At 36.1% G+C, this 15,280-nt stretch carries 16 protein-coding genes; 8 read left to right on the top strand and 8 right to left on the bottom strand.

The genetic code is table 11. The features are described 5' to 3' along the window. Positions 1–60: 60 nt before the first annotated feature. Positions 61–669: a thioredoxin family protein gene (locus RBU60_RS01435; RefSeq protein WP_308862836.1), complete on the bottom strand. Its 609-nt coding sequence runs from the start codon at positions 667–669 to the stop codon at positions 61–63. Between the two features lie 70 nt (positions 670–739). On the opposite strand from RBU60_RS01435, the gene RBU60_RS01430 reads away from it, so the two are divergent. Further along, positions 740–1,312, top strand: coding sequence for a DNA-3-methyladenine glycosylase I (locus RBU60_RS01430; protein WP_308862835.1), 573 nt, complete (start codon positions 740–742; stop codon positions 1,310–1,312). A 169-nt stretch (positions 1,313–1,481) separates the two neighbouring features. Further along, the gene (locus RBU60_RS01425; RefSeq protein WP_308862834.1) at positions 1,482–2,246 is read left to right on the top strand and encodes a DUF2490 domain-containing protein; all 765 of its coding nucleotides are present in this window, start codon (positions 1,482–1,484) and stop codon (positions 2,244–2,246) included. Here the strand turns inward: RBU60_RS01425 and aat are convergent. The 3 genes from aat to RBU60_RS01410 form a co-directional block, all read right to left on the bottom strand. Beyond that, positions 2,243–2,884: a leucyl/phenylalanyl-tRNA--protein transferase gene (gene aat, locus RBU60_RS01420; RefSeq protein WP_308862832.1), complete on the bottom strand. Its 642-nt coding sequence runs from the start codon at positions 2,882–2,884 to the stop codon at positions 2,243–2,245. The two genes, RBU60_RS01425 and aat, sit on opposite strands and share 4 nt — an antisense overlap. Positions 2,885–3,089: 205 nt before the next feature. Then, on the bottom strand, positions 3,090–3,467 hold the full coding sequence (locus RBU60_RS01415) for a DUF3127 domain-containing protein (protein WP_308862831.1): 378 nt from the start codon (positions 3,465–3,467) through the stop codon (positions 3,090–3,092). A 5-nt stretch (positions 3,468–3,472) separates the two neighbouring features. Beyond that, positions 3,473–4,348 carry a flavin reductase family protein gene (locus RBU60_RS01410; protein WP_308862830.1) on the bottom strand — a complete coding sequence of 292 codons (876 nt, stop codon included), beginning with the start codon at positions 4,346–4,348 and terminating at the stop codon, positions 3,473–3,475. 102 nt (positions 4,349–4,450) lie between these two features. Here RBU60_RS01410 and RBU60_RS01405 point away from each other — a divergent pair, with 102 nt between their 5' ends. Beyond that, entirely contained in the window at positions 4,451–5,614 is a 1,164-nt protein-coding gene (locus RBU60_RS01405) for a sensor histidine kinase (RefSeq protein WP_308862829.1), read from the top strand. A 100-nt stretch (positions 5,615–5,714) separates the two neighbouring features. On the opposite strand, the gene RBU60_RS01400 is transcribed toward RBU60_RS01405, so the two are convergent. The 3 genes from RBU60_RS01400 to RBU60_RS01390 form a co-directional block, all read right to left on the bottom strand. After that, the gene (locus RBU60_RS01400) at positions 5,715–6,107 is read right to left on the bottom strand and encodes an HIT family protein (RefSeq protein ID WP_308862828.1); all 393 of its coding nucleotides are present in this window, start codon (positions 6,105–6,107) and stop codon (positions 5,715–5,717) included. A gap of 242 nt (positions 6,108–6,349) precedes the next feature. Then, positions 6,350–7,462, bottom strand: coding sequence for an ABC transporter permease (locus tag RBU60_RS01395; RefSeq protein WP_308862827.1), 1,113 nt, complete (start codon positions 7,460–7,462; stop codon positions 6,350–6,352). 6 nt (positions 7,463–7,468) lie between these two features. After that, positions 7,469–9,610 (bottom strand): carboxy terminal-processing peptidase, encoded by a 2,142-nt coding sequence (locus RBU60_RS01390; protein ID WP_308862826.1) that lies wholly within the window; start codon positions 9,608–9,610, stop codon positions 7,469–7,471. Between the two features lie 291 nt (positions 9,611–9,901). Between RBU60_RS01390 and surE the strand changes: the two genes are divergently transcribed. From surE to RBU60_RS01365, 5 genes are read left to right on the top strand one after another with little or no spacing between them, the layout of a single operon-like run. After that, positions 9,902–10,684, top strand: a complete 783-nt coding sequence (gene surE / locus RBU60_RS01385; RefSeq protein ID WP_308862825.1) for a 5'/3'-nucleotidase SurE — start codon at positions 9,902–9,904, stop codon at positions 10,682–10,684. Next, complete coding sequence (locus tag RBU60_RS01380; RefSeq protein ID WP_308862824.1) at positions 10,677–10,976, top strand: hypothetical protein; 300 nt, start codon at positions 10,677–10,679, stop codon at positions 10,974–10,976. The genes surE and RBU60_RS01380 overlap by 8 nt, the downstream gene beginning before the upstream one ends. A 3-nt stretch (positions 10,977–10,979) precedes the next feature. Beyond that, on the top strand, positions 10,980–12,104 hold the full coding sequence (lpxB, locus tag RBU60_RS01375) for a lipid-A-disaccharide synthase (protein ID WP_308862823.1): 1,125 nt from the start codon (positions 10,980–10,982) through the stop codon (positions 12,102–12,104). Beyond that, positions 12,097–12,597: a C40 family peptidase gene (locus tag RBU60_RS01370; protein WP_308862822.1), complete on the top strand. Its 501-nt coding sequence runs from the start codon at positions 12,097–12,099 to the stop codon at positions 12,595–12,597. Before lpxB ends, RBU60_RS01370 begins: the two co-directional genes overlap by 8 nt. Before the next feature lie 55 nt (positions 12,598–12,652). After that, the gene (locus RBU60_RS01365) at positions 12,653–14,677 is read left to right on the top strand and encodes a ComEC/Rec2 family competence protein (RefSeq protein WP_308862821.1); all 2,025 of its coding nucleotides are present in this window, start codon (positions 12,653–12,655) and stop codon (positions 14,675–14,677) included. Between the two features lie 28 nt (positions 14,678–14,705). Here RBU60_RS01365 and RBU60_RS01360 read toward each other — a convergent pair whose 3' ends face one another. Then, complete coding sequence (locus RBU60_RS01360; protein WP_308862820.1) at positions 14,706–15,245, bottom strand: thioredoxin family protein; 540 nt, start codon at positions 15,243–15,245, stop codon at positions 14,706–14,708. Positions 15,246–15,280 lie beyond the last annotated feature (35 nt).

The raw sequence follows: 15,280 nt of genomic DNA, 5'->3' as shown, positions 1-15,280 counted from the left end.
ATCAGTCATTATACTTATAGTTGGTTTTAGTCGTTTATTATTCCATTTAGAACAGAAAATCTATAACAAAGCTGTCAATTCTTTTAAGGTAGTTTGACCTTTATCTGAATTATACCAATGCTGTAGCTCTTCTTTTACGGTCTCATCTACTATCCCATGCTCCTCTTTATAATCTTTAATCAGTTTTATAGCAGGGGCAGGACGCTCTCCCCAAACATGAAGAACCTCTAAAGTCTCTTGATCTACCATCACTAATTTAGGAATAGAACGAGCCCCGTTGGTTAAAAAGTGATCCATAAAAGCTACGTTTTGATCGCGTAACACGATTCGTAAATTAATGTTATCATTGAGTTCTGCGGCTTTATGAATCACCGGTAAAATATGAGCAACATCTCCACACCAACCTTCGGCAACCACAATCCAATGTACTTTCTTAGAATAGTTTGCAATGGTCTCTTTTACGTCATCACTCACTTTTAAGGTTTTGTTCCAACGTTTAAGACGTCTTAAATTAAGGTTGGTATAGTTTAGTAAATCTTCAGATTGTGTATCTCCTGTTACTTTTCCTTCCTCGTGAAGTGTAGTGACCTTATCAAGAAAATCTTGGTAAGTCATGCTTTTTTGAAGCGCATCGGTGATTTCTGTATTTAAAACTGTTGTAGTATCCATTCTTTTTTATTTTGTCCTTTTCAGGAAATTTTAATTATTTGTATTACATTCATTCCAAATTTAAGCAATTATGAGCAAGAAACAATGCCCTTGGTGCGTAGGAGATGCATTATATGAGAAATATCACGATCTAGAATGGGGAGTTCCGGTTTATGATGATAAAACCTTGTTTGAGTTTCTTATTCTAGAGAGTTTTCAGGCAGGACTCAGTTGGATTACCATTCTAAAAAAACGAGAACACTTCCGTAAAGCCTTTGATCATTTTGAGGTAGAAAAAGTAGCTCACTATTCTGAAGAAAAAATCCAGGAGCTACTTCAAAACCCAGGCATTATAAGAAATAAACTCAAGGTAAGATCTGCAGTTAGTAATGCTCAAGCTTTTATAGAAATTCAAAAAGAATATGGAAGCTTCAGTAAATTCATCTGGAATTATGTAAATCACAAGGCCATACAGAATAAAGTAGAAGATTACACTACCGCACCTCCTACGACTCCGCTAAGTGAAAAGATGAGCAAAGATTTAAAAAAACGAGGCTTTAAATTTGTGGGCCCTACGGTTATCTATGCCTATATGCAGGCGGTAGGCATGGTTAATGATCATGAAGTTTCTTGTTTTAGACATCAAGAGGTTCAAGTCTCTTAAATCTAGTTGTAAAATCTTTATTATCTTTTCATTATCATAGTTAGTTTGAGTACTATTGCAGCTTTAAAGTAATAAGAAATTACAGCGCTTATTTCTAGAGAAAAAATACCATAAAAGACATTATTTTAAACCTAGTTTACAGGCCATTTAAAGCAAGTTAATTTATACTATGAAATTTTATACCATGCCCACGAAAGCTTTTAAAAGAAGCTTAACCAAGCGCTATTTAAACATTTCGTTTTCTGGAAATTTTACCTGCGTTGTGTTCTTATTGATCACTAGTATTTCCTTTTCTCAAACCAATTTTAAAGGCTACATCAACCCTGAAGTCACCTTGAGTATTAAAAATGACACTCCTTGGTCTTATTCCTTTGGAATATCACATAAAAATGTGGTCTACACCGATTTTAAAAAAGAAAGTGGCTTTAATAATAAGTTCAATGTTGAAGGCGAATACCTAGAGTTAAGTCACTACACCAATAGAAAAATTGGTACTCATGGCAAAATAAGTGCAGGAATTCGGTACCGTTTTAAAGAAACCTTTACAGGGAAACAAGATGAAACCCGACTTGTACAACAATATGCGTATGCTAAAAAAGTGAACCGTAATAAAATAGATCATCGGGTTCGATTTTCGCAACGGTTTAGAGAGCGTACCTCCTTTAGAACGCGCTATCGTTTTAAAATGGAATTTCCACTACAAGAAGAAGAAGTAACCTCCAAAGAACTTTCTTTGGTCGCTTCCACTGAAGCCGTTTTGGAATTTGGAAAAAATGAAAAGCCAAGTTTGGGGCAACGTGCTTCTACACAAATTAGTTATGAACTATTTAAAAATACACGCTTAGACTTCGGATTAGAGTATCGTTACCGTGCGTATAACATCAACCCCTATGTGGAATTAAACCTTATTAGCGGCGTAAAGATTTCTATCTAAGTTTTTAGATAACTCAAGAAGACTTCCCGATCTATTTCTTTAGCGCCCAAACTTTCTAAATGTGCGGTATACACTTGGCAATCTATGAGTTTCACCTGCTCTTTGGCTAATTCTCTTACCAAAGAAATAAAACCATATTTGGAAGCATTACTAACTTTAGCAAACATGCTTTCTCCGCAAAAAACCTGTTTCTCTTTAAGGTAAACTCCGTATAAGCCGCCTACCAAATTATTCTCTTGCCAAACCTCAACAGATACCGCATGGCCCGATTGATGAAGTTTGATGTAAGCCAATACCATTTCATTGGTGATCCAAGTGCCGTCTTGTCCTTCTCTATACATTTGAGCACAGTTTCTCATAACGTCTTCAAAATTTTGATTGTAGGTTACTTTAAAAGCTTGCTTTTTAAAAAGTTGTTTCATGCTTTTAGAAACCTTAAGATCTTGAGGAAAAAGTACCATTCTTGGATCTGGACTCCACCACAACACAGGCCCCTCTTCTTCATACCAAGGAAATATTCCCGAATTGTAGGCTTCCCATAAACGTTGCTGTGTTAAACTTCCGCCCATGGCTAATAATCCGCCTTCATCCGTTTTATGGATTGGAGGAAAAGGTTCTTGGTCGCGTAGAATTATCATAGAAAAGAAAAATTAATCATTTATTCTGAATTTAAATTGCTCGTTTTCAAAATTTTAACGATATTTGAAATGATCTTTTGAGATAAATTTTTGTTCATCATTGCTTTTTTTTTGAATTTGTTTTTCAGAAGATCAAAACGATCACAATAAGAAAATCCGACTTTTTAAGTCGGATTTTCTGCTAAAAACAATGCTGTTTTCTGTTTTAAAAAGGAAGATCGTCGTGTTCTTCGTCTTTAAAATTCGTTGCAGGTTCAAATTGATCTGCTGGAGGAATTGGGGCAGCATTTGAAGTACTTCCTCCTGCTTGTAAATTCTCAATTCTCCAACCATTTAAAGAATTAAAATATTTGGTTTCCCCTTGAGGGCTTACCCATTCTCTTCCTCTAATATTGATGCCTATTTTTACAGGCTGTCCTTCTTGATAAGAATTTAATAAATCGCATTTATCTTGAATAAATTCTACCAAAATATGTTGAGGATACTGCTCCTCTGTAGTAATTACCACTTCTCTTTTTCTAAAACCATTACTCCCGTAGGTTTTAGTCTCATCAATCTTTTTAATTTTTCCTTCAATTTCCATTTCTCTTATTTATTTTTTGCTAATAATATTTTCCATGCGCTCATTACCTCTTCTTTTTTTAGGTATTCTTGAGCTATCGCATGTATTTTCTCTTCTGAACTTTCTTTAACGTAATCTACCAATTTATTTTTAGATAAAAAATCTTTTACCTCTTGATCGCTTGGTAAACTTTCAACATTCCCCAATTTCCCCAAATCATTACCAGTCAACACTCTACTAATTCTAATTTCTTTAGGAATACAATCTACACCCATTCCCAAAGTGGTTTGTGGTTTCGGAATTTCAAAAATTCCCATATTGGCTCTGGAGTATAAATTACCGCCCATTCTTGCTACTGGATCTAACTTATGCTGATCTATTTTCTCTCCTTCTGCAAGCACATCTTCTCCCACATGAATTCTCACCACTTCACAAAATATCAAATTACCAGCTCCGCCTTCCTTTCCTAGCGATTTAACTTCCTTTACCTTACATTCAAACTGAACAGGCGATTCTTTTACTCTAAAAGGTTTCACCACTTCAGATTCTAACATACTAAATCCTGCCTTTTTAAATTCATTTACACCGTCGCCATAACCTGTACTTGCTAAAGACATTTGCTGTACCATATCGTAATTTACAATATTGATCACCACCTCTTTATTGTTTTCTACATTTTCTAAAGTGTGTTTTCTAGAACCATCTGTAATTCTTAACAAAGGAGAGAAAACCAAAATGGGAGGATTAGCGCTAAATACATTGAAAAAACTAAAAGGGGCCAAATTAGGCTCTCCTTTTTCATTTACAGTACTTGCGAAGGCTATAGGTCTAGGACCAACAGCGCTTGTCATGAGTCCGTAGGTTTTTTTAACCGGTACTTTTTGAGGATCTATTGTGAGCATGTATATTTCTTTTCGGCAAAGATAATTAATCTTATGACCAATGAAAAAATGAGCTTAGTTTTATAAAAAAGATTATATTTCAACATCTTTATAGGTTGATATATGTTTTACTCGAAAGAGCGTACTTTTTTTAGGTGGTTCATCACTTTCTCTTCGCTGGTCATTATAGGTTTATTCTTATGGAATGTCTCTATCTTTTTTGATAAGATAAAGGAGGAAGAGCGTAATAAAATGGAAATTTTAGGAAGTGCTTATTCCGAAATTTCTAGAAGTGACAACGACGACAACATCAATGATGTGATTGTAGAAATCTTATCTTCTAACAGCACCACGCCAATGATTGTGTATGGAGTAAATGATGAAAGTTATAGTTCTAGGAATATTCCCGATGAAGACATAGATTCGCTAGACAAGAAACTCAGTCTCATCGAAGATTTTAAAACCCAATACGACCCCATAGAAGTTTATGACGGAGAGACGATGGTGAGTATTGTTTATTATGGCTATTCAGACTTACTAATACGCCTAAAGTACTTCCCCATCATCATCATTCTCATTATTCTTTTATTTCTAGGGGTCATCTATTATTTCTTTTCTACTTCAAAATCTCATGAACAAAGTCAGTTGTGGGCAGGAATGGCTAAAGAAACAGCGCACCAAATAGGAACTCCGCTTTCTTCCTTGGTAGGATGGACAGAAATTTTACGCAGTGAAAACGTAAATCCAGATTATTTGATTGAGATTGAAAAAGATGTAAGCCGACTGCAAACCATCACCGAGCGCTTTTCTAAAATAGGATCTTTGCCCAAGCTAGAGCCTACCAACATCATCAAAGCCACACAAGATTCCTACGATTACCTTAAGGCCCGTTCTTCTAGGCTTATAAATTTTGAGATTAATCTTCCCTCCCATGAGATTATCGTAGACCTCAACGAAGAACTTTATAGCTGGACGATTGAAAATTTGGTTAAAAATGCCATCGATGCTTTAAAAGGAAAAGGAGATATTAAAATTGAAATGTATGAAGAGGCTAAATGGGTGCACATTTTAATTACCGATAACGGAAAAGGAATTCCGAAAAGTCAGTTTAAAAAGATATTTTCTCCTGGAGTAACGTCTAAAAAAAGAGGCTGGGGACTCGGACTTTCCCTCGCCAAGCGAATTATTGAAACCTACCACGAAGGCAAAATTAAGGTCTTAAAAAGTGAAATCAATCAAGGCACCACATTCGAGATTAAGCTTCAAAAGAGAGTGGAAGGTTCTTAGAAAATAGAAATTTCGACCGAACAATTCTGGCAACTTAGAAGACTGTAAGCTACAAAAATATTAATCCTTTGATACCAAGCGTTATAACCTCTCGAGAGGTTTAAAAAAAATTAGCTTGAATTCGTTGAGTTAATTCTTCCATCTCCTCATCACTTACTTTTACTTTTCGCTCAAAACGCATGTCGTCCATCTCGTGTAAGGGAATTAAATGCACGTGAACGTGAGGCACTTCTAAGCCAACTACCGCCATTCCTATGCGTTTACACGGAATTGTTTTCCGTAAAGCCAAAGCTACTTTTCTAGAGAACTTCATCAGCCTATCATAGGTTTCTTCATCTAAATCGAACAGCTTATTGACTTCCTTTTTAGGAATACAAAGGGTATGTCCTTTAGCATTAGGGTTGATATCCAAAAAGGCTAGAAATTCATCGTTTTCTGCTACTTTGTAAGCAGGCAGTTCTCCGTTAATTATTTTTGTGAATAAAGTAGGCATATGTTTTTTGTTTTAAAGGTGAGTTGTATAGGATTAGAAATTAGACCGTAAGACTACTAGACTTTAGATGAAAGACTAAATCAGTAATCAATTTTAAATCTAAACTATAAAAAGCAAATTAAAAAGCAAATCCGATGAGGATCTTCTATCTATGTTGAAAAGCAGCGCATAAAGAAGTTAATTATTTCACTGGAGATTAAGCTGAACCATAAAAATTTAGAATTTTAAACCTTCAATGAAGTTTAGGTTCTTACATCTAACGCGTCTCTCAATGCATTCCCTATCAACATAAACGCCATCACCAAACTCATAATGGCAAGCCCAGGAATAATGGCTAGATAGGGTTTTCCTAAGATAATGTAACTGTAATGGTCTTTAATCATTCCGCCCCAACTAGGCGTGGGGGGTTGTGCTCCTATTCCCAAAAAACTAAGGCCGCTTTCTACCAAAATTGCTGCGGCAAAATTAGCGGCCGAAATCACAATTACCGGTGCGATAATATTGGGAATAATATGTTTTTGAATAATCCTGAAATTGCTAAATCCCAACGCTTTTGCGGCGGTTACATAAGCCAATTTTTTCACGCCCATCACTTGTCCGCGCACCACTCTGGCGACTTCTACCCACATCGTTAAACCTACTGCTATAAACACTTGCCAAAAGCCTTTTCCCAACGCGAGCGTAATCGCAATCACCAACAATAAGGTAGGAATAGACCAGGTGACATTGATGAGCCACATAATGGCTTGATCTACTTTTCCGCCATAATAACCTGCAATGGCTCCTAAGGAAATTCCAATCACCAAAGAAATAAACACCGCCACAAATCCAATAGATAAGGAAATACGAATCCCCACCAACATCCGGCTAAGCATATCTCTTCCGTATTTATCAGTTCCTAGATAAAAGGTTTTTTGCTGAAGGAATTCTTTTTCTACTTCTTCCCAACTTCCCACTCCTTCAAAATCTTTAGCTAAAGTGTATGTCTTGATAAGCCCTTCTATTCCTTCTCCCGTATAAGGATTGGCATAAAGCGTATCTTTTGCAATCTTATAGCTACTGATAGGAATTTCTGCGGAAGAGATTTTATTTCCGAAGAAAAAAGAAGAAAACCCACTTTGTGAGGATTTCTGTATCGGAAAACTCAGCATCTTCACCGAAAATCCAGGGTTCTTGGAGTGAATTGCCAAATGCATTTGATTGGAATTCTGGGTGTCATCTGGAGCTACAACATAAGCGAAAACCGCTAAGAAAAAACAAAAAACTACAAACCAGAAACTTAAAACGCCCCAAAAGTTCTTTTTAAACTTTTGGAGCGCTAATTGAGTTAATGAATTGGATTTCTGCTTATTCATGTAAAACTAGTCTTTAATGGTCGCGACCTTAGACTTTTTAAAATTGTTCAGTTTTAAATCTTCCAAGACATGAATGGCTTCCTCTACATATACATCTTTGCTTAAATTCTCGTGCCAACGCACTCTTTTTTCCGCTAAGGTAGAATCCGTTTTAAATAACTCTTCCTCGTAAGGCAGCGACGTAAAAGTAAGGTTGCTGTTATAATCGTTAATCGCATCAAAACGTTCTGCTGTTTTCTCGCTTTTCTTAAGTTGAGTTTTATATTCTTCGTAGTTTAAACTAAAAGTATCTACTCCTCTTTGTTCTTTGATCCAACGTGCACTCTCATCAATTATCTTTAATTGCTCGTTTTTGGCCATGCGCTCTTTACTGCTTTTAATGGTTTCATCAAAATCGATGTAACCTTCCCAAACGTCATAATCTGCCGAGTCTATTTGGTCCCAAGGCAATGGATTATTCATATCCTTTTCTCCTAAATCAATATAGCTATAACGGTCTGGCACGACCACATCACTCTTCACACCTTCTAACTGCGTAGAACCACCGTTTACTCTGTAGAATTTTTGTCTGGTGATTTTTAAAGCTCCCATATCTCCTAGTTCGCTATTTCTCATCCATCGGTTAAGGTCTACAACGCCTTGTACGGTTCCTTTCCCGTAGGTTTGCTTGCTTCCTATAATGATAGCACGCTTGTAATCTTGCATCGCTGCAGCTAAAATTTCTGAAGCAGAGGCCGATAATTCATTCACCAAAATCACTAGAGGACCGTCCCAAAGAATAGAATCATCTGTATCTGGTAAAATCTCTACTTTATTATCTCCAGAACGTACTTGAACTATAGGTCCTTCCTTAATAAACAATCCCGCAATATCTACTACGGAAGATAGCGAACCTCCTCCATTGTTTCTTAAATCGACTACCAAGCCTTCCATATTTTCTTTCTTGAGGGCGATAATTTCTTTTTCAATATCTGTAGCAGCATTTCTATTGTTGCTGTTTTCCATATCAAAATAGAACTTCGGAAGGTTAATCACTCCGTAGCTTTTTCCTTCTTTTTCTACCATAGAGCTTTTAGCATAGGTCTCTTCAATCTCTACTACATCTCTAATAATAACAATCTCTTCTATAGAACCACTTACTTTTTTTACGGTTAATATCACTTTGGTTCCTTTTGGCCCCTTGATTAAACTTACTGCATCGTCTAATGGCATTCCTATAAGACTTACAGATTCTTTCTCATCTTCTTGTCTTACTTTTTGGATTACATCACCTACTTCCAGCTCCTCTCCTCTCCAAGCCGGACCTCCAGAAATCACATCCACAATTTTAATTTCGTCCATCCTCTTTTGAAGACGTGCTCCGATTCCCTCTAAGCTACCCGACATTTGAATATCAAAACGCTCCTTATCTTCTGGCGCGAAATAAAAGGTATGAGGATCAAAAACTTCTACAATTGAATTAATGTAAATTGTAAACCAATCTTTTCTTTCTAAATCATTATTAAGACTATAAAATTCGTCCATAGATTTTTTAGTGGTTTCTCTTGCTTCTTGCTCTAAGGCTACATCACTTTTAGGCTCATAAGACTTATCTTCTTCCTGCTTCTTTTCTTCCTGTTCTTTTAAATCGTAATAGGTAGATAGCGCAGAAAATTTAAGCTGACTTCTCCATCTTTGTTTTAGCTCCTTTTTATTGGCTGCATACTCTAACTCATCATACTTGGTATTGATGCTTTCATCTTTTGAAAAATCAAAAGGCTTTTCTAACAATTCTTCATAGAAACCTTTTGTATCTTCCATACGCTCTTGTAATCTATCGTAGGTTAGATTAAAGAAATCTATTTTATGTCCTAAAATTTCATCGTCTATTTCATGCTCAAAAGATTCAAAATCCTTTAGATCGCTCTCTAGGAAGTAACGCTTACGCGAATCAATTCCGTTAAGGTAATCCTTATAAACTTCCTGAGAGAAATTATCATTAATATCCTTTGGACTATAGTGACCGCGAGTTAAAACCAGAGAGATTAGTTCGATTAAAACCTGATCCCTATCTGAATCTTGATCGGTATCAATTTTATTCGTTGTAAAACTGCAAGAGGCAACTGCCAATAATAAGCCTAACAAGAAAATCTTATAATTCCTTTTCATAAATCTTTTTATTTTCATTAGCATTCTATCAGTATAGCATTAAAAAGTATGCCATTTATCATTAATTTCTACATTTATTTATCTTCTGCAAAGAACGACCTAAATTAATATTTTTTTTATAGCCACCGACCCAAATTCGTGTTAAGTTCCTTTTACAACCATATAAGCCTAAAAACTAACACCCAAACTTGTTCATTTTATGAAAAAGACTTCGCAACTAAATTAATAGATGCTGCATTTCTTAGGCATAAAAAGTGTTCAAATTTCCGTATTTTAGCGTAAAAATTTTATATGCCCCAAAAGAAACCTCTTATTTTAGTGACCAATGACGATGGTATTACCGCTCCTGGAATACGTCATCTTATTTCTATTATGAAAAAAATTGGAGAAGTGGTCGTGGTTGCTCCAGATCGCCCGCAAAGCGGAATGGGTCACGCCATCACCATTAACGACAATCTATATTGTGATCCTGTAAAATTAGATCAAAGCGAAAGTCAACTAGAGTTTAGTTGTTCTGGTACGCCTGCAGATTGTGTGAAAATTGGCACCCAAGAGATTTTAAAACGAAAACCAGATTTATGTGTGAGTGGCATTAACCATGGTTCTAACTCTTCTATTAATGTGATTTATTCTGGTACGATGAGTGCGGCTGTAGAAGCGGGAACCCAAGGAATTCCTGCAATTGGATTTTCTTTGTTAGACTATTCGCTTACCGCCAACTTTGAGCACACCACGAAATTTATTGAAACCATCACTAAAAATGTGATTAAAAATGGACTCCCCAAGGGAGTAGTTCTTAATGTTAATATCCCTAGACTTTCGGCAAAAGAAATAAAAGGAATTAAGGTATGCCGACAAGCAAAAGCAAATTGGCAAGAGAAATTTGACAAGAGAATGAATCCGCAAGGAAGAGATTACTACTGGCTTTCTGGCGAGTTTATCAACGAAGATAGTGGGGAAGACACCGATGAGTGGGCTTTGGAAAATGGATACGTCTCTGTAGTTCCCGTACAGTTTGACTTAACCGCGCATCATGTGATACAAGATTTAAACGACTGGAAACTCGATGATTAAAAAAGAAATTTTAATAGGTTTTTTAGTGGCATTATTGGCGACTAGCGCAGGAATATTTTTATACTCCACCCTTTTTTTAGGCGACGATTTTATGAAGTCTTTAAAAATAGCTCAAGCCAATGATCGTTTAGGAAGTGTCATGGCTTTGGGTGCCCTTCTTAATTTTCTTCCGTTCTTTATTTTTTTAAAGAAGGATAAAATTTACAGAGCAAGAGGAGTGATTCTTTTTACCATTCTTACAGGGGTCTTAATCGCACTGATAAATTTTAACGTGATTGGAAAAATTTTATAGCTTATGAAATATTACCTTATTGCTGGCGAAGCTTCTGGAGATTTACACGCCTCTAACCTGATGAAGTCCCTCAAAGAAAAAGATGCGGAGGCAGATTTTAGGTTTTGGGGAGGTGATTTAATGCAAGTGGCAGGTGGTACTTTAGTAAAACATTACCGTGAACTCGCTTTTATGGGGTTTGCCGAAGTGGTGGCCAACCTAAGAACCATCTTTAAGAATATTTCGATCTGCAAAAAAGACATTTTAGCGTATCAACCCGATGTCATTATTTTTATAGACTATCCTGGTTTTAATTTCCGTATTGCTAAATGGGCAAAGCAACAAGGTTTCCCTACGCATTACTATATTTCTCCCCAGATTTGGGCGTGGAAAGAAAACCGCATTAAAGCCATAAAACGTGATGTAGATGAAATGTATGTCATTCTTCCTTTCGAAAAAGATTTTTACGAGAAGAAGCATCAATTTCCCGTTCATTTTGTGGGGCATCCTCTATTGGACGCAATTGACCAACGAGAAGAGATTTCTTTTGAGCAATTTATAGAAACCAATAAGCTTCCCAACAAACCCATTATTGCATTATTACCAGGCAGCAGGGAGCAGGAGATTTCTAAAATGCTAGAAACTATGCTAAGCATCACGCCGCATTACCCCGCTTATCAATTTGTTATTGCGGGCGCACCTAGCCAAGATGAAGAATACTATCAGCAATTTTTAAAGAAGAATCAGGTTTTTCTTATCAGCAATAAAACCTATAATTTACTGAGTGTTTCTACCGCCGCTTTGGTAACTTCTGGAACCGCAACTTTAGAAACTGCTCTTTTTAACGTGCCCGAAGTGGTATGTTATAAAGGAAGTTCTATTTCTTACCAAATCGCAAAACGCATCATTAACTTAGATTACATTTCTTTAGTCAACTTGATTATGGATAAAGAAGTGGTGAAAGAATTGATTCAAGGAGAATTTAATCCAAAGAAGCTTCAAGAGGAACTCGATCTTATTTTAAAGAATCCGAAGAGAGAAAACATTTTAAATGCATATATTGAGCTTAAAAAGAAGCTTGGCGGAATTGGCGCTAGCGATAAAACTGCCGCTTTGATTTATGAAAAACTAAACCCATCCCATGATTAAAAAACTTTTATTCCTAGTATTCATAGCAAGTATAGCTTCGTGTGGCTCTAGTCGAAAAGCAGCCAGCGGTCAAGTTAAAAACAGTAACTCTTATAAATATGATCCTGTCCCTGAAGCGAGCCGTATTGCCGATTATGCTTTAGGTTTTCAAGGAACGCGTTATAAATATGGAGGAACCAATAAGAGAGGAATGGATTGTTCTGGTTTAATTTACACTTCTTTTATGCAAGAGGATATTGAACTACCACGGGTATCTAGAGAGATGGCTAAAGAGGGTTATAAAATACATACTAACCAAGTGAATGTAGGCGATTTGCTCTTCTTTAAGACCAACAAACGCAAGAGATCCATCAATCATGTGGGATTGGTCGTAGAAATAATTCCTGGTAAAGTGAGTTTTATACATTCTACCACCTCTAGGGGTGTTATCGTCTCTTCTCTCAATGAAAAATATTGGAATTCTGCTTACGTGATGGCTCGAAGACTATTCTAATACGACCTAACGTGTTTAAATTGGTATAAACTCTTTTTTTTGAGTAACTTTAATCATGAAGTTACTCAATACCCCTTTGATTATCACCTGTTTATTCCTTATTATAGGAATTGTTTTAGGTTTATTCTTTCCGGTTTCTGAACACACATTAGTACTCATAGCGGTTCTTTCTGGAGTTGTTCTAAGTCTCACTTTTCTGTATACTAAAAAGCAGCTGATCACTTCGTATCCTTTTATGGTGGTCGCTGCGGTTAGTTTTGCAGGACTTGGCTTTTCTATTTCTGGATGGCATGTTTTAGACCATCACCAAATTAATTCAAATTTATTTGAGGAAGAAAGTCAGCTTCAATTAAAGATTAAAAAGACATTAAAACCCAATCCGTTTACACATAATTATATTGCGGAAGTAATTTCGGGTCACCGAAATACTCCTGCTTTTAAGATTCTTCTCACCGAGTTTCATGGCGATTCGTTGTTGCCACATTTACGCATAGGCGATCAGGTGTTTATTCAGGAGAAAATCGAATTGGTGAATGCGCCTAAAATTCCGTATCAATTTAATTACAGAGAATTTTTAGAGCACCAGCATGTTTACGGAAAGATTATTTTTAACCGAAACGAGATAGTCACTATCCCCTCTGCAGAGGTTTCTTGGACACAGTATTCTGTAGAGCTCAAGCAAAAAATTAGGAGAAATTTATACCAGTCTGGTTTTGAATCCAAGCATATTGCGTTTATAGAATCGCTCGTCTTGGGTAAAAAAGACTTACTCTCTAAAGACACGTATCAAGATTTTTCTAAAGCTGGAGTCTTGCATGTCTTAGCCGTTTCGGGATTACACGTAGGACTTATATTACTTATTCTACTATTTCTTTTTAAACCTATATCAAAAAGTAAGACTGGAAAAATATTCAGCAGCATTTGCATTGTAATGATCTTGTGGGGATATGCTTTTCTCGTTGGGTTTACGCCCTCCATTATTAGGGCGGTTACGATGTTTAGCTTTTTGTCTTTTGCCAGAATCTCTAAACGCGACAGCAGCAGCCTAAGTTTGCTCTTTCTTTCGGCCGTGGTTTTATTGATCTACAATCCTTGTTTCATCTACCAAATAGGCTTTCAGCTAAGTTATGCCGCGGTATTTTCTATTGTAACGCTCTACCCCATTTTGCACGAGAAAATTTATTTTAAGTATGTAGTTTCTAAAAAAGCATGGAGTATTTTTTGTGTGACCTTAACGGCTCAACTTGGGGTTTTCCCACTTTCGCTCTATTATTTTCATCAAGTTCCGGGTCTGTTTCTACTTACTAATTTACTGCTTCTTCCCTTTCTACTATTGATATTGGGAGCTTGTCTTCTTAGTATTATTTGGAGTTCCATAACTCCTATTCCTAATCTATTTAAAAATGTATTTGAAGCTATTATAGAGCTTGTTTTAGACTTTGTGCATCTTGTAGCTTCTCAAGATCAATTCATCCTAGAAAAGGTTTATTTCTCTCCCAACATGCTCGTTCTTTCTTTAATAGCTTTACTGATGTTTGTCTTTTTTATATATCAGAAAAAATGGATGTACTTATGGCTATTTAGCGGCAGTCTATTTTTAATGGAAGTAGTTTATCTCTACGAAACGGATACTTTACGGAAGCAAAAACGCTTCTATGTTTTTCATGAGCATAAAAAAAGTGTGATTGGGTTTCAGCAGCATGGCAAACTCACATTGGTCACTTCAGATTCTTTACGGATAAAAAACTATGAGGGTTTAGAAATTAAACAACACCTGAAAGCTCTTCAGATTAAAAATCAGAAGAAAAATTACTATGCTATTTTCGGCGAAAGCCTATTTATGATTGATAGTATGGGAATCTATCAAATACCAGAAATAGCTCCCATTCATTATTTACTTCTAGAAAATTCTCCCAAAGTAAATTTAGAACAAGTGATCAACGTGCTTCAACCCCAACTAATTATTGCAGACGGAAGTAATTACTATTCGTACATAAAGCGTTGGAGAGAAACGGCCTTAAAAAAGAAAATCCCTTTTCACCATACTGGTAAAAAAGGGACTCTCGTAATTGATTATTGAGCATCTTAACAGATTAAGCTCATCAATTTTAATTTTTAAATGTTCCTTTAAAGTTTTTTTGATACTTTTGCCGAGCTTCTGCCGTGGTGAGCTTTTTATACTCATCACTCACCATCATCTTTAAGTAAAGCTCTAATTGCTCTGGCGTATGATAACCCAATATCGGAGAAATAACCTCTGAATTTTCATCAAAAAACACCATGGTAGGATAAGCCGAAACCTTTAACGCATGAGCAAACAAATGCTGACTATTTCTACCTTTACGCCCTTCCTTATATTTTGGATTGGTGTAGGTAAAATCTTTATAGTGTACCTCTCCCTTTCCTTCGGCATTAAATTTTACCGCATAAAAGTGCTTATTGATATAGTTGGCTACATCTTTATTCGCAAAAGTATTTTTATCTAATAGTTTACAGGGGCCACACCAAGTGGTGTACACATCCATAAAAATCTTCTTAGGTTCTTTTTCTTGAGCTTCTAAAGCTTCATTCATACTCATCCATTGAATCTCTTGCGCCGAAGCACTCCAACCAATAAACAGAATACACAAGCTTAAAATATTTTTCATAATCATCATTTATACAAACATTGTTCCAAAAGATT

The sequence above is a fragment of the Mesonia profundi genome, assembly GCF_031085155.1.
In the GTDB taxonomy this organism is placed as follows: domain Bacteria; phylum Bacteroidota; class Bacteroidia; order Flavobacteriales; family Flavobacteriaceae; genus Mesonia; species Mesonia profundi.
This window is presented reverse-complemented; position numbering and strand designations above follow the sequence as displayed.

What these genes read in the sequence shown, in the direction of transcription:
- RBU60_RS01435 (WP_308862836.1), bottom strand. Translation starts at nt 669, where the DNA reads ATGGATACTACAACAGTTTTAAATACAGAAATCACCGATGCGCTTCAA.
- RBU60_RS01430 (WP_308862835.1), top strand. Translation starts at nt 740, where the DNA reads ATGAGCAAGAAACAATGCCCTTGGTGCGTAGGAGATGCATTATATGAG.
- RBU60_RS01425 (WP_308862834.1), top strand. Translation starts at nt 1,482, where the DNA reads ATGAAATTTTATACCATGCCCACGAAAGCTTTTAAAAGAAGCTTAACC.
- aat (WP_308862832.1), bottom strand. Translation starts at nt 2,884, where the DNA reads ATGATAATTCTACGCGACCAAGAACCTTTTCCTCCAATCCATAAAACG.
- RBU60_RS01415 (WP_308862831.1), bottom strand. Translation starts at nt 3,467, where the DNA reads ATGGAAATTGAAGGAAAAATTAAAAAGATTGATGAGACTAAAACCTAC.
- RBU60_RS01410 (WP_308862830.1), bottom strand. Translation starts at nt 4,348, where the DNA reads ATGCTCACAATAGATCCTCAAAAAGTACCGGTTAAAAAAACCTACGGA.
- RBU60_RS01405 (WP_308862829.1), top strand. Translation starts at nt 4,451, where the DNA reads ATGTTTTACTCGAAAGAGCGTACTTTTTTTAGGTGGTTCATCACTTTC.
- RBU60_RS01400 (WP_308862828.1), bottom strand. Translation starts at nt 6,107, where the DNA reads ATGCCTACTTTATTCACAAAAATAATTAACGGAGAACTGCCTGCTTAC.
- RBU60_RS01395 (WP_308862827.1), bottom strand. Translation starts at nt 7,462, where the DNA reads ATGAATAAGCAGAAATCCAATTCATTAACTCAATTAGCGCTCCAAAAG.
- RBU60_RS01390 (WP_308862826.1), bottom strand. Translation starts at nt 9,610, where the DNA reads ATGAAAAGGAATTATAAGATTTTCTTGTTAGGCTTATTATTGGCAGTT.
- surE (WP_308862825.1), top strand. Translation starts at nt 9,902, where the DNA reads ATGCCCCAAAAGAAACCTCTTATTTTAGTGACCAATGACGATGGTATT.
- RBU60_RS01380 (WP_308862824.1), top strand. Translation starts at nt 10,677, where the DNA reads ATGATTAAAAAAGAAATTTTAATAGGTTTTTTAGTGGCATTATTGGCG.
- lpxB (WP_308862823.1), top strand. Translation starts at nt 10,980, where the DNA reads ATGAAATATTACCTTATTGCTGGCGAAGCTTCTGGAGATTTACACGCC.
- RBU60_RS01370 (WP_308862822.1), top strand. Translation starts at nt 12,097, where the DNA reads ATGATTAAAAAACTTTTATTCCTAGTATTCATAGCAAGTATAGCTTCG.
- RBU60_RS01365 (WP_308862821.1), top strand. Translation starts at nt 12,653, where the DNA reads ATGAAGTTACTCAATACCCCTTTGATTATCACCTGTTTATTCCTTATT.
- RBU60_RS01360 (WP_308862820.1), bottom strand. Translation starts at nt 15,245, where the DNA reads ATGAAAAATATTTTAAGCTTGTGTATTCTGTTTATTGGTTGGAGTGCT.